This is a genomic window from Paraburkholderia sp. RL17-368-BIF-A (genome assembly GCF_046054045.1).
Classification (GTDB): Bacteria; Pseudomonadota; Gammaproteobacteria; order Burkholderiales; family Burkholderiaceae; genus Paraburkholderia; species Paraburkholderia graminis.
Map to the genome: position 1 here is coordinate 254,899 of NZ_JARESN010000007.1, position 26,925 is coordinate 281,823.

General features: G+C 63.8%; 25 protein-coding genes and 2 tRNA genes. 17 read left to right on the plus strand and 10 right to left on the minus strand.

The features are described 5' to 3' along the window. The first annotated feature begins 88 nt into the window (after positions 1 to 88). The 8 genes from P0D87_RS15000 to P0D87_RS15035 all read left to right on the plus strand — a co-directional run bounded on the left by P0D87_RS15000 (position 89) and on the right by P0D87_RS15035 (position 9,627). The gene (locus P0D87_RS15000) at positions 89 to 1,072 is read left to right on the plus strand and encodes a MurR/RpiR family transcriptional regulator (protein WP_053858648.1); all 984 of its coding nucleotides are present in this window, start codon (positions 89 to 91) and stop codon (positions 1,070 to 1,072) included. Next, entirely contained in the window at positions 1,069 to 2,070 is a 1,002-nt protein-coding gene (locus P0D87_RS15005; RefSeq protein WP_053858647.1) for an isoaspartyl peptidase/L-asparaginase family protein, read from the plus strand. Before P0D87_RS15000 ends, P0D87_RS15005 begins: the two co-directional genes overlap by 4 nt. Before the next feature lie 59 nt (positions 2,071 to 2,129). Continuing rightward, positions 2,130 to 4,052, plus strand: coding sequence for a dipeptide ABC transporter ATP-binding protein (locus P0D87_RS15010; RefSeq protein ID WP_053858646.1), 1,923 nt, complete (start codon positions 2,130 to 2,132; stop codon positions 4,050 to 4,052). A gap of 130 nt (positions 4,053 to 4,182) precedes the next feature. Continuing rightward, entirely contained in the window at positions 4,183 to 5,745 is a 1,563-nt protein-coding gene (gsiB, locus tag P0D87_RS15015) for a glutathione ABC transporter substrate-binding protein GsiB (RefSeq protein WP_029968019.1), read from the plus strand. Between the two features lie 118 nt (positions 5,746 to 5,863). After that, complete coding sequence (gsiC, locus tag P0D87_RS15020) at positions 5,864 to 6,784, plus strand: glutathione ABC transporter permease GsiC (RefSeq protein ID WP_006050137.1); 921 nt, start codon at positions 5,864 to 5,866, stop codon at positions 6,782 to 6,784. A gap of 7 nt (positions 6,785 to 6,791) precedes the next feature. Beyond that, positions 6,792 to 7,697, plus strand: a complete 906-nt coding sequence (gsiD, locus tag P0D87_RS15025; RefSeq protein ID WP_006050138.1) for a glutathione ABC transporter permease GsiD — start codon at positions 6,792 to 6,794, stop codon at positions 7,695 to 7,697. Further along, positions 7,694 to 8,791: a DmpA family aminopeptidase gene (locus P0D87_RS15030; RefSeq protein ID WP_053858645.1), complete on the plus strand. Its 1,098-nt coding sequence runs from the start codon at positions 7,694 to 7,696 to the stop codon at positions 8,789 to 8,791. Before gsiD ends, P0D87_RS15030 begins: the two co-directional genes overlap by 4 nt. Then, positions 8,791 to 9,627 (plus strand): M55 family metallopeptidase, encoded by an 837-nt coding sequence (locus tag P0D87_RS15035; protein ID WP_053858644.1) that lies wholly within the window; start codon positions 8,791 to 8,793, stop codon positions 9,625 to 9,627. Before P0D87_RS15030 ends, P0D87_RS15035 begins: the two co-directional genes overlap by 1 nt. 22 nt (positions 9,628 to 9,649) lie before the next feature. On the opposite strand, the gene P0D87_RS15040 is transcribed toward P0D87_RS15035, so the two are convergent. Continuing rightward, entirely contained in the window at positions 9,650 to 10,663 is a 1,014-nt protein-coding gene (locus tag P0D87_RS15040) for an alpha/beta fold hydrolase (RefSeq protein WP_053858643.1), read from the minus strand. Between the two features lie 215 nt (positions 10,664 to 10,878). Between P0D87_RS15040 and P0D87_RS15045 the strand changes: the two genes are divergently transcribed. Further along, positions 10,879 to 12,273 carry an amino acid permease gene (locus P0D87_RS15045; RefSeq protein ID WP_053858642.1) on the plus strand — a complete coding sequence of 465 codons (1,395 nt, stop codon included), beginning with the start codon at positions 10,879 to 10,881 and terminating at the stop codon, positions 12,271 to 12,273. A gap of 139 nt (positions 12,274 to 12,412) precedes the next feature. Here P0D87_RS15045 and P0D87_RS15050 read toward each other — a convergent pair. Next, positions 12,413 to 12,497: transfer RNA gene (locus tag P0D87_RS15050), tRNA-Leu, on the minus strand. A 106-nt stretch (positions 12,498 to 12,603) separates the two neighbouring features. After that, positions 12,604 to 13,989, minus strand: coding sequence for an oxygen-independent coproporphyrinogen III oxidase (gene hemN / locus P0D87_RS15055; RefSeq protein ID WP_053858641.1), 1,386 nt, complete (start codon positions 13,987 to 13,989; stop codon positions 12,604 to 12,606). Positions 13,990 to 14,264: 275 nt separating this feature from the next. On the opposite strand from hemN, the gene P0D87_RS15060 reads away from it, so the two are divergent. The 3 genes from P0D87_RS15060 to P0D87_RS15070 all read left to right on the plus strand — a co-directional run bounded on the left by P0D87_RS15060 (position 14,265) and on the right by P0D87_RS15070 (position 16,168). Then, entirely contained in the window at positions 14,265 to 14,573 is a 309-nt protein-coding gene (locus tag P0D87_RS15060) for a YkgJ family cysteine cluster protein (RefSeq protein ID WP_053858640.1), read from the plus strand. Positions 14,574 to 14,647: 74 nt separating this feature from the next. After that, positions 14,648 to 15,238 (plus strand): DUF1439 domain-containing protein, encoded by a 591-nt coding sequence (locus P0D87_RS15065; protein WP_006050146.1) that lies wholly within the window; start codon positions 14,648 to 14,650, stop codon positions 15,236 to 15,238. 87 nt (positions 15,239 to 15,325) lie between these two features. After that, on the plus strand, positions 15,326 to 16,168 hold the full coding sequence (locus P0D87_RS15070) for an undecaprenyl-diphosphate phosphatase (RefSeq protein WP_029968002.1): 843 nt from the start codon (positions 15,326 to 15,328) through the stop codon (positions 16,166 to 16,168). A 107-nt stretch (positions 16,169 to 16,275) separates the two neighbouring features. Here the strand turns inward: P0D87_RS15070 and trmB are convergent, their stop codons facing one another. After that, on the minus strand, positions 16,276 to 17,082 hold the full coding sequence (trmB, locus tag P0D87_RS15075) for a tRNA (guanosine(46)-N7)-methyltransferase TrmB (RefSeq protein WP_053859084.1): 807 nt from the start codon (positions 17,080 to 17,082) through the stop codon (positions 16,276 to 16,278). Positions 17,083 to 17,630: 548 nt separating this feature from the next. Between trmB and P0D87_RS15080 the strand changes: the two genes are divergently transcribed. Then, entirely contained in the window at positions 17,631 to 17,903 is a 273-nt protein-coding gene (locus P0D87_RS15080; RefSeq protein WP_321175746.1) for an aggregation-promoting factor C-terminal-like domain-containing protein, read from the plus strand. Positions 17,904 to 17,970: 67 nt separating this feature from the next. Here P0D87_RS15080 and P0D87_RS15085 read toward each other — a convergent pair. From P0D87_RS15085 to P0D87_RS15100, 4 genes are all read right to left on the minus strand, one after another. Beyond that, positions 17,971 to 18,044 (minus strand) — tRNA-Gly (locus P0D87_RS15085). An 85-nt stretch (positions 18,045 to 18,129) separates the two neighbouring features. Continuing rightward, the gene (locus P0D87_RS15090) at positions 18,130 to 18,693 is read right to left on the minus strand and encodes a YggT family protein (RefSeq protein ID WP_006050150.1); all 564 of its coding nucleotides are present in this window, start codon (positions 18,691 to 18,693) and stop codon (positions 18,130 to 18,132) included. Between the two features lie 233 nt (positions 18,694 to 18,926). After that, a complete protein-coding gene (locus tag P0D87_RS15095) occupies positions 18,927 to 19,247 on the minus strand; it encodes an EthD family reductase (RefSeq protein ID WP_006050151.1) in 321 nt (106 codons plus the stop codon). Positions 19,248 to 19,324: 77 nt separating this feature from the next. Next, entirely contained in the window at positions 19,325 to 20,269 is a 945-nt protein-coding gene (locus P0D87_RS15100) for a Rossmann-like and DUF2520 domain-containing protein (RefSeq protein ID WP_053858638.1), read from the minus strand. 261 nt (positions 20,270 to 20,530) lie between these two features. Here P0D87_RS15100 and P0D87_RS15105 point away from each other — a divergent pair, with 261 nt between their 5' ends. The 3 genes from P0D87_RS15105 to P0D87_RS15115 all read left to right on the plus strand — a co-directional run bounded on the left by P0D87_RS15105 (position 20,531) and on the right by P0D87_RS15115 (position 22,535). Then, complete coding sequence (locus P0D87_RS15105; RefSeq protein WP_165919826.1) at positions 20,531 to 20,692, plus strand: hypothetical protein; 162 nt, start codon at positions 20,531 to 20,533, stop codon at positions 20,690 to 20,692. Positions 20,693 to 21,060: 368 nt separating this feature from the next. Then, positions 21,061 to 21,369, plus strand: a complete 309-nt coding sequence (locus tag P0D87_RS15110; protein WP_053858637.1) for a hypothetical protein — start codon at positions 21,061 to 21,063, stop codon at positions 21,367 to 21,369. A gap of 191 nt (positions 21,370 to 21,560) precedes the next feature. After that, the gene (locus P0D87_RS15115) at positions 21,561 to 22,535 is read left to right on the plus strand and encodes a threo-3-hydroxy-L-aspartate ammonia-lyase (protein WP_053858636.1); all 975 of its coding nucleotides are present in this window, start codon (positions 21,561 to 21,563) and stop codon (positions 22,533 to 22,535) included. 84 nt (positions 22,536 to 22,619) lie between these two features. On the opposite strand, the gene P0D87_RS15120 is transcribed toward P0D87_RS15115, so the two are convergent. Both P0D87_RS15120 and P0D87_RS15125 read right to left on the minus strand, forming a co-directional pair. Continuing rightward, entirely contained in the window at positions 22,620 to 23,315 is a 696-nt protein-coding gene (locus tag P0D87_RS15120) for a LysE family translocator (protein WP_053858635.1), read from the minus strand. A gap of 58 nt (positions 23,316 to 23,373) precedes the next feature. Then, positions 23,374 to 24,942 carry a UbiD family decarboxylase gene (locus P0D87_RS15125; RefSeq protein WP_053858634.1) on the minus strand — a complete coding sequence of 523 codons (1,569 nt, stop codon included), beginning with the start codon at positions 24,940 to 24,942 and terminating at the stop codon, positions 23,374 to 23,376. Between the two features lie 615 nt (positions 24,943 to 25,557). Here P0D87_RS15125 and P0D87_RS15130 point away from each other — a divergent pair. Next, positions 25,558 to 26,772: a lytic transglycosylase domain-containing protein gene (locus P0D87_RS15130; protein WP_053858633.1), complete on the plus strand. Its 1,215-nt coding sequence runs from the start codon at positions 25,558 to 25,560 to the stop codon at positions 26,770 to 26,772. Positions 26,773 to 26,925 lie beyond the last annotated feature (153 nt).

The following is a 26,925-nucleotide window of genomic DNA, read 5'->3' on the forward strand; positions in this document are numbered from 1 at the left end:
CAATTCCATGTAAATATACTTTCATGCATTCCGCTTACACCACTAAAAACTCGCTGTTGCAAAGACACTACCGCGCTGCATCGCCCGCATGATTCATCAACCGTCCGTTGCATCCAGCCACGCCGAGCAGGCTATCGCCGCGCGCATCGCGGCAGCCATGCCCACGCTCACGCCGATTCATCGGCGCATGGGCGAGTACGTGCTGGCCAATCTGTTTCGCGCGGCCACCATGCGGATCGACGAGCTTGCGAGCGTGGTCGGCGCGTCGGTTGCAACGGCGAATCGCTTTGCGCGCGCGCTCGGCTTCGACGGCTATCCGCAGTTTCGTGAGGCGCTCGTGCGCGGATTCGAGGCGACGCTCGCGCCGGTCGAGCGGCTACGCAGCGCGCAAGAGTCGCTCGCCGCGGGCGACGATGTCGTCGACGCTTCGCTCGAACAGGCGGCCAGCAATCTGCATTTGACGCGCACCGCGATCGACAGCGCCGCCGCCGAAGCCGTCGTCGAAGCCATTCTCGCGGCGCGCCGCGTGTTCGTGCTCGGCGCGGGCACGAGCGCGTTTCTCGCCGGGCTGATGGAGCACAACCTGATGGCCTATCACGACAACGTGCAGTCGCTCGCGTTCATCGGCGGACCGTCGCATGCCGCGCGGCGTCTGTTCAATTGCGATAAAGGCGACCTCGTGATCGGCATCGCCTTCCCGCGTTATGTCGACGACACCATCGAACTCGCGCGCCGTGCGGCGACGCGCGGGGCACGCGTGCTTGCGCTCACCGACGGTCCGCGCTCGCCGCTCGCGCAATTCGCCGACCTGTCGTTGTATGTGCGCTCCGAACGCCGGCTTGCGGCGAACGCGGACGCGGCCGTTCTCGCGGTGATCGAAGCGCTGTGCGACGCGGTTGCGTATCGCGCGAAACGCTCGGTGAAGGCGGCCGCCGAAGTCACCGAATTTGTCCTGCCGTGGCTTACCGATCCGCTCTCCGCGTCGGCGTCGGCGAGTACGGTCGCGCAAGCGGCCGGCGCTGCTGTCGCAAAACCTCGCACTGCAAAAGCCCAACCCAAACTCAAACGATGAACACCAACGCAGTCATTGCCATTCATGGCGGAGCGGGCACGATCCTGCGGGCGTCGCTCGCGGCGAGCGCCGAAGCCGAATATCACGCGGCGTTGCACGCGGTGCTGAGCGCCGGTCAACGCGTGCTCGCGGACGGCGGCAGCGCGCTCAACGCGGTGAGCGAAGCGGTGCGGCTGCTCGAAGACTGTCCGCTGTTCAACGCGGGCCGTGGCGCTGTGTACACCGCCGCGGGCACGCACGAACTCGACGCGGCGATCATGGACGGCAGCACGCTCGAAGCCGGCGCGGTCTGCTGCGTGAAGCGCGTGCGCAATCCGGTTCTGGCGGCGCGCAGTGTGCTCGAGCGCAGCGAACATGTGCTTTTCACCGGCGAAGGCGCCGAAAGTTTCGCGGCCGCGCAGGGACTTGAATTCGTCGAGCCTGCGTACTTCGATACCGAGGCGCGTCATCGTCAATGGCTGCTTGCGCGCGATCAGCAACGTGCGATGCTCGACCACGACGGCGCGAGCCTCGCTGCATCGTCATCGTCAACGTCAACGGCTGCTCAGGATCCCACGCCGCACGAACCGATCGATCCGAACCGCAAGTTCGGTACTGTCGGCGCGGTCGCGCTCGACCGGCACGGCCACGTGGCCGCGGCGACATCGACGGGCGGCGTCACCAATAAACAGGTAGGACGCGTAGGCGATACGCCGCTGATCGGCGCGGGCTGTTATGCGGACGACGCGACCTGCGCGGTCTCGACAACCGGCTCGGGGGAAATGTTCATGCGCATGGTCGCCGCCTACGACGTCGCCGCGCAAATGGCCTATCGCAACGTGTCGTTGCACGACGCCGCGCACGACGTTGTGATGAACCGCCTGCCGAAGATCGACGGCCGCGGCGGCCTGATCGCCGTCGACGCGCGCGGCAACATCGCGCTGCCGTTCAATACCGAGGGCATGTACCGCGGTTTCGCGCGCGTCGGCGAAATGCCGGTGACGGCGATCTACCGTTAGTTCGTCATCCAGAACAATATTGCAGAACCGCCCGCGCGTTCGAATTTAAAGGAACCACCGTGCCGACTTCATCGCACACCGCCAGCCCGCTTATTGAACCCTTGCCGCCACAGCGCGTGCTGTCGGTCGACAACCTGTCGGTTGCGTTTCGCAGCGGCGAGACCACGTTTAACGCGGTGCGCGATCTGTCGTTCACGGTCGAGCGCGGCGAGACGCTCGCGATCGTCGGCGAATCGGGGTCCGGCAAATCGGTGACATCGCTCGCGTTGATGCGGCTGATCGAGCACGGCGGTGGGCGCCTTGCCGGCGGCAGCATCATGTTCCGGCGCCGCGACGGCAACGTGCTCGACCTCGCGAAAGCGTCGTCGGGCACGATGCGTTCAATTCGCGGCGCCGACATCGCGATGATCTTCCAGGAGCCGATGACGTCGCTCAATCCGGTCTTCACGGTGGGCGACCAGATCAGCGAGGCGATTTCGCTGCATCAGGGCAAGAGCCGTTCGGCGGCGTTCGCCGAGACGTTGCGTCTGCTCGAACTCGTGCGCATTCCCGAGGCACGGCGCGTGGCCGCGCGCTTTCCGCATCAACTGTCGGGCGGCATGCGCCAGCGCGTGATGATCGCGATGGCGCTGTCGTGCAAGCCCGCATTGCTGATCGCCGACGAACCCACCACCGCGCTCGACGTGACCATTCAGGCGCAGATTCTGCAACTCATCCGTGGCTTGCAGGACGAGATGAACATGGGCGTGATCTTCATCACGCACGACATGGGCGTGGTCGCCGAAGTCGCGGACCGCGTGCTCGTGATGTATCGCGGAGAAAAAGTGGAAGAGGGCGCGTCGGATACGATTTTTGCCGCGCCGTCGCATGCTTATACGAAGGCGCTGCTCGCAGCCGTGCCGCGTCTCGGCGCGATGCAAGGCACCGATCAGCCCGCGAAGTTTCCGATTCTGACCGTCGAGCAGGCGAGCTTGAGCGGCGCCGATGAACCCGTGCGGCCCGCGGCCGCCGTCGCGAAAGAAGAACAGCCGCGCGTCGACGAAAGCACGCCGCCTATTCTGCGTGTGCGCGATCTCGTCACGCGCTTTCCGGTGCGAAGCGGTCTCTTTGGCCGCCTGACCGGCCGCGTGCATGCCGTCGAAAAAGTCAGCTTCGATTTGCGGCCGGGCGAGACGCTCGCGCTCGTCGGCGAGTCGGGCTGCGGCAAGTCGACCACGGGCCGATCGCTATTGCGGCTCGTGCAAAGCCAGAGCGGTTCGATCGAATTCGACGGCCGCGAAATCAGTTCGCTCACCGGCGCGTCACTACAGGCATTACGGCGCGACATCCAGTTCATTTTTCAGGACCCGTTCGCGTCGCTCAATCCGCGGCTCACGGTCGGCTTTTCGATCATGGAGCCGCTGCTCGTGCACGGCGTCGCGCAAGGTGCCGAGGCGCAAGCGCGAGTCGCGTGGCTGCTCGAAAAAGTCGGCTTGCCGCCCGAAGCCGCGCGCCGCTATCCGCATGAATTCTCCGGCGGTCAGCGGCAACGCATCGCGATTGCGCGCGCGCTCGCATTGAATCCGAAGGTGGTGATCGCCGACGAATCCGTTTCCGCGCTCGATGTCTCCGTGCAGGCGCAGATCGTCAATCTGATGCTCGATTTGCAGCGCGAACTGGGCGTCGCGTATCTATTCATTTCGCACGACATGGCGGTGGTCGAGCGCGTCAGTCATCGCGTGGCCGTGATGTATCTCGGACAGATCGTCGAGATCGGGCCGCGTCGCGCGGTGTTCGAGGCGCCGCAGCATCCGTACACGAGAAAGCTGATGGGCGCCGTGCCGGTTGCCGATCCGGCGCGCCGTCACGCGAAACGCATGCTCGCCGCCGACGAAATCCCGAGCCCGATCCGCGCATTGAGCGATGAGCCCGTGGTAGCGCCGCTTATCGCGGTCGGGCCCGATCACTTCGTCGCGCAGCATCGCGTGGGCGGTGCGTATTGAACGAGTCATCAAAGCCGAACGATTAAAGCAGCAAAGCAAAAAGCAAAGCAAAAAAGCCTCGGCGCAACACGCCGAAGCAAGTCGTCAAACACAACCTAAACCGTTTCAACTCGCAGCCTGGAGCCAACTCATGAACCTGCTGGTCCCGTCTTCTCCGTTTCGTTTGCGCGCGCTGCTCGGCGGCGGCGCAGTAGTGTTCGCCATGCTCGCGGGCAACGCCGCGCACGCCGAAACGACTGCAGTGATGGCCGTCGCCACGAACTTCACGACGCTTGATCCCTACGATGCCAACGACACGCTCTCGCAAGCCGTCGCGAAGTCGTTCTATCAGGGCCTGTTCGGCTTCGACAAGGACATGAAGCTCGTCAACGTGCTCGCCGACAGCTATGAAGCGAGCCCCGATGCGCGCGTCTACACGTTCAAGCTGCGTCATGGCGTCAAGTTCCAGGACGGCACGGACTTCAACGCAAACGCTGTCAAGGCGAACTTCGACCGCGTGACCGATCCGGCGAACAAGCTCAAGCGCTACAACATGTTCAACCGTATCGAGAAGACCGAAGTGGTCGATCCGTACACGGTGAAGATCACGCTGAAGGCGCCGTTCTCGGCATTCGTGAACGTGCTCGCGCATCCGTCGGCGGTGATGATTTCGCCTGACGCACTGAAGAAATACGGCAAGGACATCGCGTTCCATCCGGTCGGCACAGGTCCGTTCGAATTCGTGAAGTGGGACCCGGCAGGCGACCTGACGGTGAAGAAGTTTGCCGGCTACTGGAAGAAGGGCTACCCGAAGATCGACGCGATCGACTGGAAGCCGGTGGTCGACAACAACACGCGCGCCGCGTTGATGCGCACCGGCGAAGCGGACTTCGCGTTTCAGGTGCCGTTCGAGCAGGCCGCGCAATTGCAGTCGAGCCCGAAGGTCGATCTGATCGCATCGCCTTCGATCATTCAGCGCTATATCAGCCTGAACCTGAATCAGAAGCCGTTCGATAACCCGAAGGTGCGCGAGGCGCTCAACTACGCGGTCAACAAGGAAGCGCTGACGAAGGTCGTGTTCGCCGGTTACGCAACGCCGGCTGACGGCGTGGTGCCGCAGGGCGTCGACTATGCGGTGAAGCTCGGGCCGTGGCCGTACGATCCGGCGAAGGCGCGCGCGTTGCTGAAGGAAGCCGGCTATCCGAACGGCTTCGAAACCACGCTGTGGTCCGCGTATAACTACTCGACGGCGCAGAAGGTCATTCAGTTCGTGCAGCAGCAACTCGCGCAGGTCGGCATCAAGGCGCAGGTCGAAGCGCTTGAGGCCGGTCAGCGCGTCGCCCGAGTCGAAAGCGCGCAGGACGCCGCCACTGCGCCGGTGCGCATGTATTACGCGGGCTGGTCGTCGTCGACGGGCGAAGCCGACTGGGCGATCACGCCGCTGCTCGCAACGGTCTCGTTCCCGCCGAAGATGATGAACACGGCGTACTACAAGAACGATACCGTCGACAACGATCTGAAGCAGGCGCTCGAAACCACCGACCGCGCGCAGAAAGCCGCGCTCTACACGGACGCGCAAAAGCGCATCTGGGCCGACGCGCCGTGGATTTTCCTCGTCAAGGAAAAGGTCGTGTATGCGCGCAGCAAGCGTCTGTCGGGTGCGTATGTCGCGCCGGACGGTTCGTTTAACTTCGACGAAATCGCCATCAAGTGACGAGCCGGGCGCGCGGCGCTGCACGTCGATCAGGACGCTTCAGGACGCGCGGCGCCGCGCGCTCGCATGAGCAGTACATGGTATTTCGTTGCCCGAATCATTGCCGGATTGAGCTTCAATGCTGAATTTCATCGTCAAACGTCTCTTTGGTCTGCTGCCGACGCTCGCGATCGTCGCGGTGCTGGTCTTTCTGTTCGTGCATCTGCTGCCGGGCGATCCGGCGCGGCTCGCGGCCGGTCCCGATGCCGACGAAGCGACCGTCGCTCTCGTGCGCGCCGACCTCGGGCTCGACAAGCCGATGCCGCAGCAATTCGCGCGCTTCTTCGTGAAGATCGCGCACGGCGACTTCGGCATTTCCACACGCAGCAAGCGGCCCGTGAGCGAGGAGATCGCCGAGCGCTTCATGCCGACGCTGCTGCTCACGCTCGCGAGCATGGTGTGGGCGGTGGTGCTGGGCATGGGCATCGGCATCGTGTCGGCGGTGTGGCGTAACCGTTGGCCGGACCGGCTCGGCATGACGCTTGCCGTGTCGGGCATTTCGTTTCCCGCCTTCGCGCTCGGCATGCTGCTGATGGAAATCTTCTCGGTGAAGCTCGGCTGGCTGCCTATCGTCGGCGATGGTTCGTGGCAGAGCTACATCCTCCCTTCGCTGACGCTCGGCGCGGCCGTCGCGGCAGTGATGGCGCGCTTCACGCGCGCGTCGTTCGTCGAAGTGATGAACGAAGACTTCGTGCGCACCGCGCGCGCGAAGGGCGTGCCCGAGCGGCTCGTGATCGTCAAGCACTGCCTGCGCAACGCGATGATTCCCGTCGTCACGATGATGGGCCTTCAGTTCGGCTTTCTGCTCGGCGGCTCGATTGTCGTCGAGGTCGTATTCAACTGGCCGGGCCTCGGGCGCCTGCTGGTGGATGCGGTGTCGATGCGCGACTATCCGGTGATTCAGGCGGAGGTGCTGTTGTTCTCGCTCGAATTCATCATCATCAACCTGGTCGTGGACGTGCTGTACGCCGTGATCAATCCGACTATCCGTTTCAAGTGAGGCCCGCATGAGCACGACAGCCACCGAGCCGAATGCGGCCAAAACCAAGAACGCCGAGCGCACGATCCGCACGCCGTGGAGCGAATTCTGGCGCAAGTTTCGCAAGCAGCATGTGGCGCTCGCCGCCGGCATTTTCGTGCTGCTGCTGGTCGTGGTCGCGATTGCCGCGCCGCATATCGTGCCCTACGACCCGGAGAATTTCTTCGATTACGACGCGTTGAACGCGGGGCCTTCCGCTGCGCACTGGTTCGGCGTCGATTCACTGGGCCGCGATATTTTCAGCCGCATTCTCGCGGGCTCGCGCATCTCGCTCGAAGCAGGCTTTCTTTCCGTCGCGATAGGCGCGGTGATCGGCACGTTCTTCGGGCTGCTCGCCGGTTACTACGAAGGCTGGTGGGATCGCATCACGATGCGCGTGGCCGATGTGCTGTTCGCTTTCCCCGGCATTCTGCTCGCGATCGGCGTGGTCGCGATTCTCGGCAACGGCATGGTCAACGTGATCTGCGCGGTGGCGATCTTCAGCATTCCGGCGTTCGCGCGGCTCGTGCGCGGCAATACGCTGATGCTCAAGCAGCTCACGTATATCGAAGCGGCGCGCAGTATCGGCGCGTCGGACTGGACCATCATCGTGCGTCATATCTTGCCGGGCACGATCTCGTCGGTCGTCGTGTACTTCACGATGCGTATCGGCACGTCGATCATCACGGCCGCGAGCCTGTCGTTTCTCGGACTCGGCGCGCAGCCGCCGACGCCCGAGTGGGGCGCGATGCTCAACGAAGCGCGCGCCGATATGGTGACCGCACCGCATATCGCGCTGTTCCCGAGTCTCGCGATTTTCCTGACCGTGCTGGCGTTCAACCTGCTCGGCGACGGTTTGCGCGATGCGCTCGATCCGAAACTCGACCGCGCATGAGTTCGATGCAATCGCAACCTTGGCAGGCTGATAACAACGCGCCGCATATCGGCACATTGCCGAGCGGTGCGCTGGGCACGATCGCCGATGTAGAGGGCGTCACCGTCGGACATTGCACGCTCGCTGAAGGCGCGCTGCAAACCGGCGTGACCGTCATTCGTCCGCATGCGGACGATCCGTTTGTCGACAAGGTGCCTGCGGCTGTGTCGGTGATCAACGGCTTCGGCAAGAGCGTTGGTCTCGTGCAGATCGACGAACTCGGCACGCTCGAAACGCCGATTGCGTTGACCAATACGTTCGGCGTGGCCGCGGTGGCGCAGGCGCAGATTCGCGCGGCGATTAACGCGAACCCAGGCATTGGGCGCGAGTGGCCGACCGTCAATCCGCTGGTGTTCGAATGCAACGACGGATACCTCAACGATATTCAGGCGCTTGCCGTCGGCGAACAGCATTTCAACGATGCGTACGCGGCAGCCGGAACTAAGGTGGCAAGCGGCTCGGTGGGCGCGGGCCGCGGCATGTCGTGCTTCGATCTGAAGGGCGGCATCGGCACTGCATCGCGCGTGGTGAGCGTTGCGGGGCGAGAGTACGTCGTCGGTGCGCTCGCGCTCGCTAACTTTGGACGTTTGCCGATGCTGGTTGTCGACGGCCATCCTGTCGGGCGCATGCTGGCTCAACGCGCAGCGAAAGCCGATGCCGAAGCCGATGCAACAAAGCCCGAGCAAGGCTCGATCATCATGATCGTCGCCACCGATGCACCGCTCGACGCGCGTCAACTCAAGCGCCTTTCATTGCGCGCGGCAGCGGGCCTCGCGCGGACGGGTTCGGTGTATGGCCACGGCAGCGGCGACATCGCGCTCGCCTTTTCGACGGCCTACACGGTGCCGCATCTCGCGCAATACATTGCGCTGCCGCCGCTCGTCGCCGATCAATGCATGGACCCGCTTTTTCGCGCCTGCGCCGACAGCGTCGAGCAGGCGATTCTCGACGCGTTGTGGAGCGCGCAATCCGTCACCGGCCGCGATGGCCATCGACGTCTATCGCTGCGCGAGAGCGTCCCCGACCTCGCTCATTTACTCAAGCAAAGTCCCTGATGAAAGTCCTTATTTCCGCCGACATCGAAGGCATAGCCGGCGTATTTCACCCCGAGCAAACGCGTGCGGGCAACGGCGAATATGAGGCCGCGCGCCGCTGGATGACGCTCGAGGCGAACGCCGCAATCGAAGGCGCCTTTGCGGGCGGCGCGACGCAAGTGTGGGTCAACGACTCGCACGGCGGCTTTCGCAATCTGCTACCCGATCTGCTCGACGCACGCGCTCAGGTGGTGCTCGGCAAACCGCGCACGCTCGGCATGATGGCGGGCCTCGAATACGGTGCGTCGCTCGTTTTCATGATCGGCTATCACGCGATGTCGCAAACGCGCGGCATCCTTGCGCACACCATCAACAGCTTTGCGTTTGCACGCGTTTCGCTGAACGGCGTGGAGGTGGGCGAGGCCGGGTTGTACGGTGCGCTCGCTGAAGAATATGGCGCACAGGTAGCGCTTTTATCGGGCGACGATGTATTCGCCGAGGAAACCGCGCCGCGTTTTCCAGGCGCGCGTTTTGTCGTGACGAAGAGCGCGACAGGGAACGCGAGCGGCGTTACGCAATCGCCGGCGAACGCTCGCGCGGCGATAGAGAGCGCGGCGCGCGAGGTCGTGCAGCAGCATCTCGCCGAAGGACGCGCACCGCAAGCAACGCGCGCCGCGGCCGCAAAACCCGTCGAGTGCGAACTGCGGGTGCAGACCAGTGCGCTCGCCGATCTCTTCTGTCAGTGGCCGACCATTACGCGCGTCGATGCAGTGACGCTGCGCTTTAGCGCGGCGTCGGCGGAACATGTGGTGCGCATGCTCAACTGCCTGTCGGCGATGTCGTTCATGCTGCGGTAGCGAGTGTGTTGCGGGCCTACGCCTACTGCTGCCGGCTCAGTTCGCGCGCGGCGCGGTCGATCACGTCCGCAATCGCGCCCGCATGCGACACCGGCGCGAGATGGCTCGACGCAATCGGCACGATCTTCGCGCCCATCCGCTCGGCCATGAATCGCTCGATGTCCGGCGACACGGCGCGGTCTTTCGTCGTCAGCACGTACCACGAAGGCTTCTCTTTCCACGCGACCTGACTGACCGTTTCGCCGAAAGCCGTCGCGGCGATCGGCACCTGCGCCGCGGACAGCACGCGCGTCACGTTCTCGGGGACGTCGGCGGCAAAATCCGCGTGATACTTGCTGCGATCGAGCCACAGAAAGCCGCTTGCATCCTTCGTGATGCCTGCGCCCGCCGGCATCGGCGCGGCGCGCTTCAGCAGGTCCGTCGTCGACTCGTGCAGGTCCGGCGCAACGGCTGCCACGTAGACGAGTCCCGCGACGTTCGGCGCATTCGCGCCCGCTTCGGTAATCACGACGCCGCCCCACGAGTGACCGACGAGTATCGTCGGCCCTTGCTGGCGAGCCAGCACGCGGCGTGTCGCGGCGACGTCGTCGGCGAGCGAGGTCAGCGGGTTCTGCACCGAACTCACGCGATAGCCCTTTTGCTGCAGCTTCGCGACCACGCCGTTCCAGCTCGAACCGTCGACGAATGCGCCGTGGACCAGCACGACGTTGCGCACGGGACCGGTCATGGGCGCGCCGGCGGGCGGCGCGGCGGCGGCTTTGGCGGGTGGTGCGGACGGTGTGCTCGGCGCGCCTGAAGCGGGAGCGGGCGCGGCGGCGGCGCTGGCTTCGGCGGCAGGCGCCTGGCCGGGCATCTGGTCCCGTACAGCGGGCGCGGCGGGTTCGGCAGCCGGCCTCGGCGTGGGTACAACGCCTGGCGCGGCAGACGTTGCAGGTTCGGGCGCCGGAGCCGGCGTGTAAGTCTGCGCGAACGCGCCGCGGCTCGCAAAACAAAGACACAAGACGGCGGCGCAAACGAGGCGTTTTTTGGGCGACATGCTGAATCTCCGGAGACGGCCAACCCGACTACGGCAACATACCGAACCGGCGCCGCAGTGACAATCACATTCGGCGGGGGCAAGTGCGGCGCGGCACGAAGCGCGGGTTGACACCAGTATTTGGGCAATATCGGCCGGGGTAAAATTTTCGGTTCTGCCGGGGCGGGCCACAAGTCTGCTGTCGGGCGATCGAAATCCATACACTGGGGCGCAATTTGAACAATGCACTACAGCAAGAGGGCCTGAAGCGCGGGCTCAAGAATCGCCATATTCAACTCATTGCGCTCGGCGGCGCGATCGGCACGGGCCTTTTTCTCGGCTCGGCGAGCGTGTTGCAGGCCGCCGGCCCGTCGATGATTCTCGGCTACGCCATCGGCGGAATCATCGCGTTCATGATCATGCGGCAGTTGGGCGAGATGGTCGCGCAGGAACCGGTGGCGGGCTCGTTCAGCCACTTCGCGTACAAGTATTGGGGCGACTTTCCCGGCTTCCTGTCGGGCTGGAATTACTGGGTGTTGTACGTGCTCGTCAGCATGGCCGAACTGACGGCGGTCGGCACGTATGTCCACTACTGGTGGCCGGGTGTGCCGACGTGGGTATCGGCGCTCGTCTGCTTTGCCGGCATCAACGCGATCAATCTCGCGAACGTGAAGGCGTACGGCGAGACCGAGTTCTGGTTTGCGATCGTCAAGGTCGTGGCCGTGATCGGCATGATCCTGTTCGGCGGCTACCTGCTTATTTCCGGCCACGGCGGACCGCAGGCGTCGATCACGAATCTCTGGAGCCACGGCGGATTTTTCCCGCATGGCTTTCATGGCCTCTTCACGATGCTCGCGGTCATCATGTTTTCGTTCGGCGGACTGGAGTTGATCGGCATTACCGCAGCGGAGGCCGACGAGCCGCAAAAGAGCATTCCGAAGGCCGTGAATCAGGTCATCTACCGGATTCTGATTTTCTACATCTGCTCGCTTGCCGTGCTGCTTTCGCTGTATCCGTGGAACGAGGTCGCGGCCGGCGGCAGCCCGTTCGTGATGATCTTTTCGCAGATCGGTTCGACGTTGACCGCCAACGTGCTCAACGTCGTGGTGCTGACGGCGGCGCTGTCCGTGTACAACAGCGGCGTGTATGCGAATAGCCGCATGCTGTACGGTCTCGCGGAACAGGGCAATGCGCCGCGCGCGCTGATGAAGGTCGACCGGCGCGGCGTGCCGTATATGGCGATCGGCCTGTCGGCGCTCGCCACGTTCACGTGCGTGATCGTCAACTATCTGATTCCCGCGGAAGCGCTCGGCCTCTTGATGGCGCTCGTGGTTGCCGCGCTGGTGCTGAACTGGGCGCTGATCAGCCTGACGCATCTGAAGTCGCGCCGGGCGATGGTTGCCGCGGGCGAGACGCTCGTCTTCAAGTCGTTCTGGTTTCCGGTGAGCAACTGGATCTGCCTCGCGTTCATGGCGCTGATCCTCGTGATTCTCGCGATGACGCCCGGTTTGTCCGTGTCCGTGTGGCTCGTGCCGGTGTGGCTCGTGGTGATGTGGGCGGGTTATGAGTTCAAGCGCAGGCGCGCGGCGGCGCATGGGAGTGCTGCGCGGGTGGTTGGGCGGCAGAGTTGACGATCAGGTGGCGCGGCGGGTTGCTGTCGCGCTGCTCAAACCGCGCGACAAGATTGCGAAACCAAAAACGAAAAACCCGCGAAGCGTTCGGCTGGCGCGGGTTTTCTTTGTGTTGCTTGGGTATTGCTTGGAAACTTGTTGGTGCCCAGGGCCGGAATCGAACCGGCACGCCTTGCGGCGGGGGATTTTGAGTCCCCTGCGTCTACCAATTTCACCACCTGGGCAGATCTTGCGGCACACGCGTTAAAAACTCTCGCGCGGCGAAGACGCAGATTATGGCCGAAAATCCGCCGACGGGCAAGCCGCCCCCAGCCGCCATTCGCCAGTCGTTCAGACAGTGCGCGAAAACCGTTCGAGCGTCTGCTGGCCGAGATAGCGGTCGAACACCATCGCGATGTTGCGCACGAGCATGCGTCCGGCCGTCCGCACTTCGAGCTTGCCGTCCGTGACCGACACGAGGCCGTCCTGCTCGAAGCCGCGCAAGCGTTCGAGTTCCGGCTCGAACGTATCGGCGAAGCGGATACCGTACATCGCTTCGAATTCGTCGAAGCGCAGTTCCAGATTGCACATCAACTGCGTGATGATGTCGCGCCGCAAACGGTCGTCGGCGGTGAGGCGCACGCCGCGCGTGATCGCGAGTCGGCCCGCGTCGATCGCGGCGCCATACGCCGGCAGGTCTTTTGCGTTTTGCGCGTAGACGTCGCCGACCTTGCCGATCGACGACGCGCCGAAGCCGATCAGATCGCATTCGGCGCGCGTGCTGTAGCCCTGGAAATTGCGGTGCAAGGTCCGCTGTGCCTGGGCGCGCGCGAGTTCGTCGGTGGGCAGCGCGAAATGATCCATGCCGATGTACACGTAGCCGGCCGCGGTCAGACGCTCCACCACGCGTTGCAGGATAGCGAGACGCTCGGCAGGCGAGGGCAGCGCCGCGGCGTCCATCTGACGCTGCATCTTGAAGAGCTTCGGCATGTGCGCGTACGCGAACACCGACAGGCGATCGGGCGCGAGCTCGATCATCGTGTCGAGCGTGCGGCTGAAGCTCGACACCGTTTGATGCGGCAGTCCGTAGATCAGATCGACGCCGATCGAATGAAAGCCCACGTGCCGCGCAGCCTGCATGACCGACGCGGTCATATCGAGCGGCTGGATGCGGTTGATCGCCTGCTGCACGAGCGGATCGAAATCCTGCACGCCGAGACTCAGCCGATTAAAGCCGAGCTTGCGCAGATGCGCGATCGTATCGGGCGAGGCCTCGCGCGGATCGACTTCGATCGAATATTCGGCTTCGTCGTCGGGCAGCAAGGTAAAGTGGTCGCGCGCCGCGCTCATCAATTCGGCGAGTTCGTCGTTCGACATGAAGGTCGGCGTGCCGCCGCCCAGATGCAATTGCGACACCGGCCGGCGCGTGTCGAAACACGCTGCCTGCAAGGCCATTTCGCGCTTCAACTGGTCCAGATACGGGCGCGCGCGCCCGCGGTTTTTCGTTGCGATCTTGTTGCAGCCGCAATAGAAACAGACGGTGTCGCAGAACGGAATATGGAAGTACAGCGAGAGGTCCGCAGCGGACGCGCCGGGATCGGCTGCCGCGCGCAGATAGTCGGCGGAGTCGAAGTCGTCGCGGAACTGAAGGGCCGTTGGATAGGACGTATAGCGTGGGCCGTTCGCGCTGTATTTGGCGAGCAGGTCGGGGCGAAAGAGCGAATTGGCGTTGGTCATGAGTGGCTCGTGTTCGACGGCCGCGATAAGAGGCGCGAGTCGCGCCGGTTGCGCATGGTTTTTTGCGGACCGCGTGGGAACTGCGTGCGACGTACTCGGGCGCCTCGTGAGCGTGGCCTTTATTTAGATCCTTAAGATCGTTCAGATCCTCAGATCGAGAGCCAGTGTAGGGGAGCCGCCTCGCGCGCGATTGTGTAAAAAGGTCGCACGCGACACGGTGGCACAATGCGGGACTGGCGCTGCGGCGCCGTTGCTCGAATCCAGGAATTTTCGTCGTGAACGATGTGTATGGGCGCGTTGCAAAACGCGAGTCTCTGACCGATCATGCGTGCCGGCCCGATTGCGGCGCGTGCTGCATCGCGCCGTCGATTTCGAGTCCGATTCCGGGCATGCCGAACGGCAAACCGGCAGGCGTGCGTTGCGTGCAGCTTGGCGACGATTTGCGTTGCGCTATTTTCGGACAGCCCGAGCGTCCCGCGTGCTGTTCGGGACTGCAGCCGCAAGCGGAGATGTGCGGCGACGATCGAGGGCAAGCGCTTTTGTGGCTCACGCAACTCGAGGCGCAAACTCAGCCCGCGCATTGAATCGAACAAGTGCGATGAAACAAGTGCTTTGACCGAGGGCTAAGCCCTCAACTGTGGTCGATTGGAGAAACCGTATGGCTCGATTGGTTGCGCCGGCCCGGCGCCGTTTTTTATTCGCCGCGCTGGCAGGCGCGAGCGCGCTTGGCGCCGTCTCGCTCGCGGCGTGCGCGACGTCGACTTTTCCGTTCATTCCGTCGCATTACACGTTCTCGCAGCAGCAGGTGCAAGACGCCGTGCAGCGGAAATTTCCGTATCAGCGCACGGTTTCCCAGGTGTTCGACGTCGCGTTGAGCCATCCGGTAGTCGGCTTGCTGCCGGACGCAAACCGCGTGTCGGTGAAGCTCGACGCGCACCTCGCGAGCCCCTTCATGCCGCAGCCGGTCGACGGCGTTTTCACACTGTCGAGCGAACTCGCGTACGATGCCGCGAGCCGGTCCGTCGTGCTTAAATCGCCGAACGTCGACAACGTCAGCGTGAGCGGCCAGGCGCAGGCGTACACGCAACAGATCAATGCTGCCGCCGCCGTCCTCGCGACGCAGTTGCTGAGCAATTATCCGATCTACACGTTCAAGCCGGAACAGTTGCAATTTGCCGGAGTGAACTACGAACCCGGTACAATCACGATCCTTACAAACGGTATACGCGTGCAAATCGTCGAGAAATGACGCTGTGCGCGGCCGGCAGGGCCGCGCGTCGCCGTGCTGCTCCTGCCAGTTCCGGCAATCGACAATCAATAGCGATGAGGGGCACGGATGGACTGGTTATTGGCTTGCAAGGCGTTGATTCTGGGCATCGTCGAAGGTCTGACGGAGTTTTTGCCGGTGTCGAGCACCGGGCATCTGATCGTCGCGGGCAGTCTGCTCAACTTCACCGACGAACACGCGAAGACCTTCGACGTCGTGATTCAACTCGGCGCGATTCTCGCGGTGTGCTGGGAGTTTCGCCGGCGCATCGCCAGCGTCGTGACCGGCTTGCCGAGCCGTCCTGAGGCGCGGCGCTTCACGCTCAATGTAATCATCGCCACTATCCCGGCGATCGTGCTCGGACTGCTGCTCGAAAAGTCGATCAAGGCGGCGCTCTTTTCGCCGGTGCCGGTCGCGTTTGCGCTTGTCGTCGGCGGCGTCGTCATCTTGTGGGCCGAGGCTCGGCAGCGCGGGCAAGGCGGCGAAGGCAAGGCCGCCCGCGTGCACGACGTGGACGACATGACGCCAATGGACGCGCTGAAAGTTGGCCTGGCGCAATGCTTCGCGCTCATCCCCGGCACGTCGCGCTCGGGGTCGACGATCATCGGCGGGATGCTGTTTGGTCTCGACCGCCGCGTGGCGACCGAGTTTTCGTTTTTCCTCGCGATCCCGATCATGTTCGGCGCGACGGCCTACGAGTTGTACAAGGACTGGCATCTGTTGTCCGTCGACGCGCTCGGCATCTTCGCGCTCGGCTTCGTGGCCGCGTTTGTCAGCGCGTTTTTGTGCGTGCGCTGGCTGCTTCGCTATATTGCCGGGCACGATTTCACGGCGTTCGCGTGGTATCGCATCGGCTTCGGATTGCTGATTCTGCTGGTCGGCTATAGCGGCGCATTGAGCTGGACGGATTGACGCCGGCGCGCTCTTTTGCGCGAGACAAAAAAGAAGGTCCGCCAATTATGTTGGCGGACCTTCTTTATTGGCCGAGGCCGATGTCCAGGCCGTGAGCGCTTTCGCCTTTACGCGATCTCGCGCTTGCGGAACACGAGATCCCACACGCCGTGGCCGAGCCGCAGACCGCGCCGCTCGAACTTCGTCACCGGACGATAGTCAGGCCGCGGCGCATAGCCGTCGACGGTATTCTGCAACGACGGCTCGGCGCTCAGCACTTCAAGCATCTGTTCGGCGTAGTTTTGCCAGTCGGTCGCGCAATGCAGATAGGCGCCGGGCTTCAGCCGCGAGGCGAGCAACGCGACGAACTTCGGCTGAATCAGGCGGCGCTTGTGATGGCGCGCCTTGTGCCACGGGTCGGGAAAGAAAATGTGCACGCCGTCGAGGCTAGCGGGCGCGATCATCTGTTCGAGCACCTCGACGGCGTCGTGCTGAACGATGCGGATGTTGGTGAGCGACTGCTCGCCCATCAGCTTCAGCAACGCGCCGACGCCCGGCTCATGCACTTCGACGCCGAGAAAATCGTCGCCCGGACGGTGTGCGGCGATCTCCGCTGTCGTCGCGCCCATGCCGAAGCCGATCTCGAGCACGCGCGGCGCTTCACGACCGAACACGCTGTTCCAGTCGGGCTGCTGCGGCGCGAACGGCACGACGAAGCGCGGACCGAGTTCGTCCATCGCGCGGCGCTGGCCGGTCGACACGCGGCCCGCGCGCGTGACGAAGCTGCGGATGCGTCGGCGGTGCAGGGTTTCGTCTTGCGGAGCGTTGGCGTCGGCGTTGGCGTCGGTGTCGGTGTCGGTCTGGTGCGCGTCGGTTTCGCTGGAGGGTGTCGGGAGTTCGTCGGGCAAACCGGCGTCGTGGGTATCGTGGATCATGGTCGATGCTGCTACAAGGTGAAGGTCGCGGTTGGCGTGGGCATGGGGCATCGGGCGCTTGGGCGCTTTGTGACGCCGCCGCCGCGCGCGGCGCGTAGGCCGCGTCGGCGGCATATTGTGCGCGCCGATTGCCGCGTCGGCTGCCATGCGATCGCGCCGGGTTGCCGCGCCGGCCAGCCGTCGCTATAAAAAAGCCGCCTTCGTCGAGGCGGCTCGTGCTTGATTTCCGCCGAAGGCTCGGCAGTCAGGTGGAGCGGGCGTTGCAAGTGCGCGTAAGGTAGCACAACGCAAAAGGGCGCGTCCAGACAGGGCTCACTTCGCGGCAACGGCGAACCGGGCGACATTACGTTTCGATAACGGAAGTCACCGGTTATGTGATTTAATCGTTCTGTAAGCCATTTCTTCTTTCCAACGATTAATTCACGCGAATATCCGTTATGAGTCAGCACGCACACAATCACCGCGAAGCAAAATCCGCGAAATCCGGCTGGATCGCAATTGAGCCGAACCGTGTTCCGGCTACTTCACGCAATGCGCTTCGTAAAGCGATGCAGATTGAACGCGTGCCGCTGACGCAATACAACGACCTGCTGTGGCTGATGGCGCAGGAGTCGGGCGGCGCGGTCAATCTGCGCAATTCGAAATCGGGCGCGCGTGGGCTTTTTCAATTGCTGCCGTCGCAATATGAATTGAATCCGGACGGCATCGAATCATTCGGCGATGCCGTGGAAGAATGCCGCGGCGGTATTCGATATATTCTCGGCCGCTATCACCATGCGGCGTCCGCACGGTTGGTGTGGCAAGCGAATCAGTGGATTTGAAGTTTTGGGGAATGCAGATACTTTCCACGGAACAGCGGCAACTATTGGGCAACTGCCGGAAAGTATCTGGAGCGGGCGATGGGAATCGAACCCACGGCTCTAGCTTGGGAAGCTAGGGTATTACCATTATACGACGCCCGCAGAGCGCGCTATTTTACTCGCGAAAGGGCAGCAAGCGCAAATTGCGCCGCTGCCTTGTTTAGCTCATGGGCCGCGCGAGCGCGCCTCAGATCACGAAGTAAGTGAGCTGAACCGCAGCACGCGTGACCACCATCAACAGAACCTGCACGATCACGAACAGCAGAATCGGCGAGAGGTCGATGCCGCCCAGTTGCGGAATCACGCGCCGCAGCGGGTTCAAAAACGGCGCGGTCAACTGGTACAGAATCGGCATGGCCGGCGAACGCGGATTGAGCCAGGACAGGAGCGCCATCAGAATCGTCAGCCAGATGATCAGGTTCAGCGCCCACTTGATCAGCGTCAGCACCGCGACGATCAGCAGCGTGGGCAGCAGCGTGAGGGGATCGGCGCCGGTCAGCACCACCATCAACACCACGTAGATGATTGCCGCGATCAGCGCTGCGACGAGACTCGCCCAGTCGACGTTGCGCGTGGTCGGCAGAATCCGCCGCAACGGCAGAACGATCCAGTTGGTGGCTTGCAGCACGGCGTTCGTGACCGGGTTGTACGGCGGCATGCGCACGACCTGCAGCCACGCGCGCAGCAGCAGCGCCGCGCCGAACAACGTGAAGAGGGTATTGAGCAGAAAACGGGCGATATCGCCAAACATCTCGTGTCCTTATGCTTCTGATGGCAGCCGTTCAACGGCCTGGGCGCCGGCGCTTCGGTGGGGCGCACGGCGGTTTGTCATGTCGCAGGCGCCGCCGATGCGGCCGCATGCGTTGTGCAACGTTGCTAAGACAGCTACGCGGAACACAGTTGCCTCGACGCAAGCGCAACGACTGGCCGCACGAATCGGCCGCCAGCAGTGCCGCTCCGGCTCCGCGTCACGCGTCCGCGTCACTACACCGAAACCTTGATCTCGCTGATGAAAATCGCGCCGTTGCCGCCGTCGGTGTAATTCGGAATGTCGGCAAGAAGCCGCTCCGACGCCGGCTTGAAGACCTTGTAGAAATCCTCGGTGCTGTCGAACAGGAAATGGCCCGCGGCCACATACGGCGGCGGCGTGCCCGGCGGCCCGGCGTTGATGCCCACGTCGACGGACCAGCCCTTCAGCGACGGGCCGAACAGCTCCGCCGCAAGCGGCATGTGCGTGGCGCAGTAATACTCCACGTCGAAGTGGCCGTTTTCCCGGTACGGATAGAGGATGCTGACCTTGATCATTGTGCGTTCTCGTCTGTTGGTCCCGAAGCGAGGCGCCGGCGGATTGCGCGCGGCGCCGGACGTCACATTATCACGGCTTACTTGACGCTTGCACCTGCTGCCGCCTGATTGAGTGACCGTCCCAACGATTCTTCGACGGCGTCCGAGATGGCGTCGATCGCGGCGGGCGGCGTGGCGCGGCGTTGCGCCAGCGCGACCGCGCGCCGCGACAGCAAGCCGTACAGCGCGGCATGGTCGCCGCCGAGGCTCTCGAACAGCGCCAACTGTTTCTGCACGACCCCGGTGTCGCCGCGCGATATGGGTCCGGCGAGCGCGTTCGACAGCCCCTTGTCGCGTGCGGTTTCGATGGTGCCCGCGAGCATCGGCAAGAGCGCACGCAACGCGTCGTCTTCGGCAAAACCGAGCGTGCGCCACAGCGCGACGCATTCGGCGAGGCTGCACAGCGCGAAGCTCGCCGCGTAGTGCGCGGCGCCGTGGTACAGCATGCGGCTGCCTGGCGGAATCGACAGCGGATGGCAGCGCAGCGCGAGGGCCAACGCGGTGAGCGTGTCCTTCAAGGCGCCGTCGGCCTCGATTGTTATCGAACAGCCGGCGATACGGTCGACGTCGCTCGCCTCGCCGCCAAAAAGGTACAGCGGATGAAACCCGCCGATCGACGCCCCCTGGTCGCGCGCGGGCGCCAGCAGCTCGACCGGCGATGCGCCGCTGCAATGCACGAGCGCCTTGCCGCCGGCTTTGTCTCGGTCCTGGTCCGGCTCAAAACGCAGTATGTGCGCTGACGTACCGATGCTGTCGTCCGGAACGGCTAAAAAGACGACGTCGGCGTTGTCGACGACCTGCTGAGGGTCGTCGAGCGCCAAGCAGCCAGGAATCTGGCTGGCGAGCCGGGCGGCGGATGCCGCGGTACGGCTTGCCACCGCCGTCACGGGATAGCCCGCGCGGGAAAAGCCGAGCGCGAGGCAACGCGCGAGCCGGCCCGCGCCGATAAAACCGAGGCGGGGCAGAGGACGGGACTGGGACATGTCGGCGGGCTCCAGACGGGGCTTGGACGGGAAAGCAGCAGTATCGCGCATCGGCCGGCAGGTGGAGCAAGCAGGTGGAGCAACTCGCGACGACTGTCGTCAGATGAGTTTGCCGGCGATATGACGCGCACAGCCGGTCATGGCGGCGCGCCGGCCCTGCGGGCTTGAAAACTGCTCACAATTTCCGCATGGCCGATGTGGCCGTGGCTGTTTCATGGGTACGCGCTTAGCAATGTTGCAATCGAACTCGGGGAGGTCACGATGAGCATTTTTTCTTACCGGAAGCATCTGCGGTTTCTGACGCATGCGCAGCGGCGTCGCTGGTGGGACCAGAAAAAACGTCTGAGTCCGCGCGTGCGGATCAGCGTCGCGTACGTTCCGCCGAATGTGTCCCGCGAATTTGCCTACGTGAAAGTCGGCTGACGCCGCACCCAACCTCGGACGAGACAATGCCCGGCCTGCGCGCCGGGCTTTTTATTGCCTGTTGCGCGCCGCCCTCGGTATTAAAGCTAATTTGTAATTAAAGATTACCGGGGTGACGTCCGTTGAACCGGCATGCGCCTGTGGAAACCGTTCGCCGCGTGCGCGACACGCGCAATCGCTTGATTCTGCACGGCCTTCCCGCATATCCAACTGCGCCGCCGACGCGCCGGCAATGCAATTTCTTTTCGCCTATTGCAATTTGCAACAAATGCGAACAGCGTCGCGCAGCCTTTTTAGTTAAATTGATTTCGTAGCATGCAAGGCATGCGCAGTCGGCGACCTTGAGTGGGCCGCGCCAGGAGAACAAAGTGAAAAAGATCGTCCCGTTTGTTGTTGCTGCCGCACTCGGCGTGGGGCTTGCCTCCGTTGCGCAAGCGCACGTCTCTGTCGGTATCGGTATCGGGGTACCGGTCGCGCCGGCGTACCCGGTCTACGCGGCGCCTCCGCCGGTGTACTACCCGCCGCCGCCGCCCGTCGTCTATGCACCGCCCGTGGTCTATGCGCCGCCGGTGGTGGTCGGCGGATACGGTGGATACTATGGTTATGGCCGACCGTATTATCGCCACGGCTACTACCGCGGTGGATATGGCTACGGACACGGCTACTATCGGCGCTGAGCGAATCGGCTGGCAGGCTGAAGCCCGATGAACGGCGTAACGCCGGCTTGATTGCCGGGTTACGCCGTTCTGTTTTTTGACTAGCTTTCGACGTGTTTTTTCATTGCCTCGCGCGAATGTTCGCCGGCGTTCCAAAGCGGCGGCGAAGCTGGGAGAATGGCCGTCTCGCCACCGCTCAGGAATCTCCGCCGATGCAGCCGAAGCAGCCACTCCCCGCTCCCACATTCGACGACGTACTCGACGCCGCCGCACGCCTCGAAGGCGTCGCGCACCGCACGCCGGTCTTGACCTCGAGCACCTTCAACGAGCGCACCGGCGCGTCGGTGTTTTTCAAGTGTGAGAACTTTCAGCGGATGGGCGCGTTCAAGTTTCGCGGCGCCTATAACGCGATCTCCCATTTCGACGCCGAGCAGCGCAAGGCCGGCGTGCTGACCTACTCGTCCGGCAATCATGCGCAGGCCATCGCGTTGTCGGCGCGCCTCGCGGGCATCCGCGCGACGATCATCATGCCGCACGACGCGCCCGCCGCCAAAGTTGCCGCGACCAAGGGCTACGGCGGCGAAGTCATCTCCTACGACCGCTACAAGGAAAACCGCGAGGAGATCGGCCGACGGCTTGCCGAGGAGCGCGGCATGACGCTGATTCCGCCGTACGATCATCCGCATGTGATCGCGGGGCAGGGCACGGCGGCCAAGGAACTGATCGACGAAACCGGCCCGCTCGACCTGTTGTTCGTCTGCCTGGGCGGCGGCGGGCTGATTGGCGGCAGCGCGTTGTCGGCGGCGGCGCTGAGCCCGGAATGCGCGGTGATCGGCATCGAGCCGCAAGCGGGCAATGACGGCCAGCAATCGCTCGCGCGCGGCGAGGTCGTGCATATCGACACGCCGCGAACCATCGCCGATGGCGCCGCGTCCACTCATCTCGGCGACTACACGTTCGCGATTATCCGCAAGCTGGTCGCGCGCATCGAAACGGTCACCGACGAGCAATTGATCGAGACGATGCGCTTTTTCGCTCAGCGCATGAAAATCGTGGTCGAGCCGACCGGCTGCCTCGCGGCGGCGGCGGTGCTCAACGGCGTCGTGCCCGTGAAGGGCAAGCGCGTGGGCGTGATCGTGAGCGGTGGCAACGTTGACCTTGAGAAGCTCGCGCAGTATCTGGCGTGATCGCTTGATCGCCCGGCGGCGCTCGCCCGCCGTTGATGTTTGCGAAAACGGCGTCGCCTCGTTGCCGGCGTGCGCCGTTTTTTATCAGCTCGCTGCTTGCGCAACGGGCGAGTGCTGCGCCGTTTGCAATATCAGATCGCGATAGCCGTTCACGATCACGCTATATGAGAAGTACGCGAACAGCAGCGCGGACAGCACATGGCAGGCGCGCAGCAAACCGGTGCCGGCGCGTTTGCGGCCATGACTGCCCAAGCCGCAAATAAACACGGTCCAGCACAAGCCGCCCAGAAAGAAGCCGCCCAGGAACACTGGCGCGGTGGCCGCACTGGTCGCGCCGGCTTTGGCAATCAACGCGCCGCCGACTGCGGCGAACCACAGAATCGCCGACGGCGACGATACCGCCAGCAACACGCCGCGCAAGAAGCCGCGCCACGCCGAAAGATGCGGCGCGTTGACATCGGCCTCGCCGGCGACCGGCGGCGCCGACGCCGGGAACATCGCTTCGCGCGCCATCTTCCATGTGAGAAACAGCAGGATGGCCGCGCCGCCTATCCACACGACCCACCGCACCGACTCGAACTGCAGCAGCGCTGCCATGCCGGCGAGCGCGAGCGCCGCGTAAATCAGATCACCGACACACGACCCGAGGCCGAGCCAGAAGCCGGGTTTGAAACCGTGCGACAGCGCCAGAGAAATCATCGCGACGTTCACGAGGCCGATGTCGAGACACAGCGACAACGACAGGAAAAACCCGTCGGACATCATCGAAAAGGCATGCATCCGCAGTAACTGCTCCATCGATCTCGTTAGTAGGTTGTTCGGTTATGCGGGGCGGCGCTCAGAGGCCCAGCTCGTTCCACAAACTGTCGATGCGCCGCTTGACCGCTGCGTCCATCTCGATCGGGCGGCCCCATTCGCGATCCGTTTCGCCCGGCCATTTGTTGGTCGCGTCGAGTCCCATCTTCGAGCCGAGTCCCGCCACCGGAGACGCGAAATCCAGATAGTCGATCGGCGTGCGATCGACAAGCACGGTGTCGCGCGTCGGGTCCACGCGCGTCGTGATCGCCCAGATCACCTCTTTCCAGTCGCGGATGTTGACGTCCTCGTCGACGACAACGATGAACTTCGTGTACATGAACTGCCGCAGGAAGCTCCAGACGCCGAACATCACGCGCTTGGCGTGGCCCGCGTAGCTCTTCTTCATCTGCACGATGGCCATGCGGTAGCTGCAGCCTTCGGGCGGCAGGTAGAAGTCGGTGATCTCGGCGAACTGCTTTTGCAGCAGCGGCACGAACACCTCGTTGAGCGCGACGCCGAGCACGGCCGGTTCGTCGGGCGGTTTGCCGGTGTACGTGGAGTGGTAGATCGCGTCGCGGCGCATCGTGATGCGCTCGACGGTGAACACGGGGAACCACTCCTGTTCGTTGTAGTAGCCGGTGTGGTCGCCATAGGGGCCTTCCAGCGCGTGCTCGTAAGCGGCCGACGCGCCCTTCACTGGCCGCGGCGGCGCGCCAGCAGGAGCAGGCGAGGGCGCGCCTTCCTGCGGGTAGATGAAGCCTTCCAGCACGATCTCCGCGCGCGCGGGGACCTGCAAGCCATCAACGCCGGGCGTGAGGCATTTGGCGAGCTCGGTTCGTCCGCCGCGCAGCAGGCCGGCGAACTGGTATTCGGAGAGCGTGTCCGGCACTGGCGTGACTGCGCCGAGGATGGTGGCGGGGTCCGCGCCGAGCACGACGGCGACCGGATACGGCTTGCCCGGGTTCTTCAGCGCGAACTCGCGAAAATCGAGGGCGCCGCCGCGATGCGCGAGCCAGCGCATGATCAGCTTGTTGCGCCCGATCAGTTGCTGGCGATAGATGCCGAGGTTTTGTCGGCTCTTGTGCGGGCCCCTGGTGACGGTCAGGCCCCAGGTGATCAGCGGGCCGGCGTCGCCTGGCCAGCAGGTCTGAATCGGGAGTTTTCCGAGGTCGACGTCATTGCCTTCCCACACGATTTCCTGGCAGGGCGGCGCGCTCACGGTTTTCGGCGCCATGTCCCAGACCGCCTTCGCCAGCGAGAACAGCTTGCCCGCGTCCTTCAGCCCTTTTGGCGGCTCCGGTTCCTTAAGCGCCGACAGCAAGCGGCCGACGTCGCGCAGCGATTCGAGCGCCGCGCCATCGCCTTCGCCGGCCTGCGCGTCGACGCCCATGCCAAGCGCCACGCGCCGCGGCGTGCCGAACAGGTTGCCGAGCACCGGGAACGCATGCGCCTCCTTGTTCTCAAACAACAAGGCTGGGCCGCCGGCTCTCAGAACGCGGTCGCATACCTCGGTCATTTCCAGGACCGGCGATACCTTTTGCGGAATGCGGCGCAGTTCGCCGATCGTCTCGAGACGGCCGATGAAGTCGCGCAAGTCTTTGTATTTCATGTTGGCGGTTCAATGCCGCGAACGGCGAAAAAAGGGAACGGCGTGGAACGGCGTGACGCTATTGGCGGCGCCGAGGCGATTGTCGATTTTACCTGCGTTGGCTAGCGCACGTAGATCGGCCGAACGTCATAAGACTCGCGGACGCGGCAAAATCGCCCGAAAAGCGCTTCGCGCGGTGGTTCGCGGGCTCCGAAGGGCCGTCGTTATTACAATTAGTTATACATTTGCCTGTTTGTAGTGTTGACGATCTATAAAACCGTGCCCTAGAATCCGTCCACATTGGTTGCAGGGCGTGGAGTTTTTTACCACCGCCCCCGGTCCCATCTGACGCAACGCGTCACCGCTTACCGAAGCCCTGCACGGTATTCGTCGGTCTTATTGATGTCCTCGCCAGCGCCATCTGACGCTGGTTTTTCGCGTGGGAGCCACCGCCCGCATGCTTCGCAGCCTGCCGCGGACCGCTTTCAAGATGGCTCCCCACAACGGTATTTGCCGTTTTCCCGACGTCGCTGCTGCCCTAACCAGACAGAGCGCGCGATGTCTTGACTCTGCGAATGTGTGTTGCCGCCTGTTTGTTCAGCGGAATTCGCGGATCATGCAACATGGGAGATCTGAATGAACGCCTGGTTATCGTGGCGTCCTGATGAACGTATCGCGCAGATCGTGCGCGGTGCCGTGCGTCGTGGGACGCAATTGAGTCATCACCTGTTCAGCATTGTCGGCGGCATGGCCGTCGTGCTGGCAATCGCGCTGTGGCTGATGCCGACGTGGCGCGGCACGCTCGCGGCCAAACTGATGCCGGTCCTCTCGGCCGCTGTCCAGGCCGGACCCGCGCGCCTCCTGCAGGGCAATCCGCTGCCGGCTTTCGGGCCGCCGGGGCGCACGTCGTCAGACGAGACACTGTCTTCGAATACGAACACGAACGCGGCCGATGCGGCCAACGGCAACGGCGCCAACAACGCCGGCGTGGCCGTGAGCAACACCAGCTACGACGGCGCGTTCGACGGCACCGGCTCGGCCGGCGGCATGGGCATCGCGGCGCTCAACGGCCTCGATCCGCGCACGATGCAAAGCGTCACCGCGCTCGCCCGGCTGATTCCGGCGCAACGTGTCTCCGCCGACGCCCGTGACGACCGCGTGCTCGTCTCGTCGCGTGAACAGGCGCTCGTCGCGTCGTACCTTGCCCGGCGCTACCGTGTCGCTCAGGAGCCCGTCAGCGAGCTCGTGAAGGCCGCCTTCGACACCGGCCGCGAAGTCGGTCTCGACCCGCTGCTGCTGCTGTCGGTGATGGCGATCGAATCCGGCTTTAATCCTTACGCCGAGAGCGGCGTGGGCGCGCAGGGCCTGATGCAGGTCATGTCCAAGGTTCATTCGGACAAGTTCCAGTATTTCGGCGGCGAGAGCGCGGCGCTCGAACCGGTCGCGAACATCAAGGTCGGCGCGCTGGTCCTGAAGGACTGCATCGCGCGCGGTGGCTCGTTGCCGGGCGGCCTGCGTCTCTATGTCGGCTCGACCTCGCCGGACGACGGCGGCTACGGCGCCAAGGTGATGGCCGAGCGCGGGCGTCTGCGCGATGTCGCGCGTGGCCGCAAGGTGCCGATCAATGCGCCGCAGGCTCCGGTAATAACGGCGTCGAACAATGCGTCGGCTTCTTCGGCGCCGGCTGCTGCGAATAGCAACAATGGCAAGCGCGTGCAGGTGACGCTCGAAGGAAGCCATCCTTTGAGCGCTGCTACGCCGCCGGGCAAGACGCCGGGTTCGTCGGAGCAGGACGATGCCAGCGTGAACGCGCCTAAGCATGTGGCTTCGAACGCGGAGTTGGGTGCGTGAGGAGTTGACGGCTTAAATGGCCCTAGGCGAAAGCTGAGGGCAGAAAAAAGGACACTTGCGAGTGTCCTTTTTTGCGTTTGGGGGGCTGGTTGCGGGGGGTGGCGGTTAGATGGCTGCTGCCACTGGCCTCGCAACTACGCGACCGACGCGCCA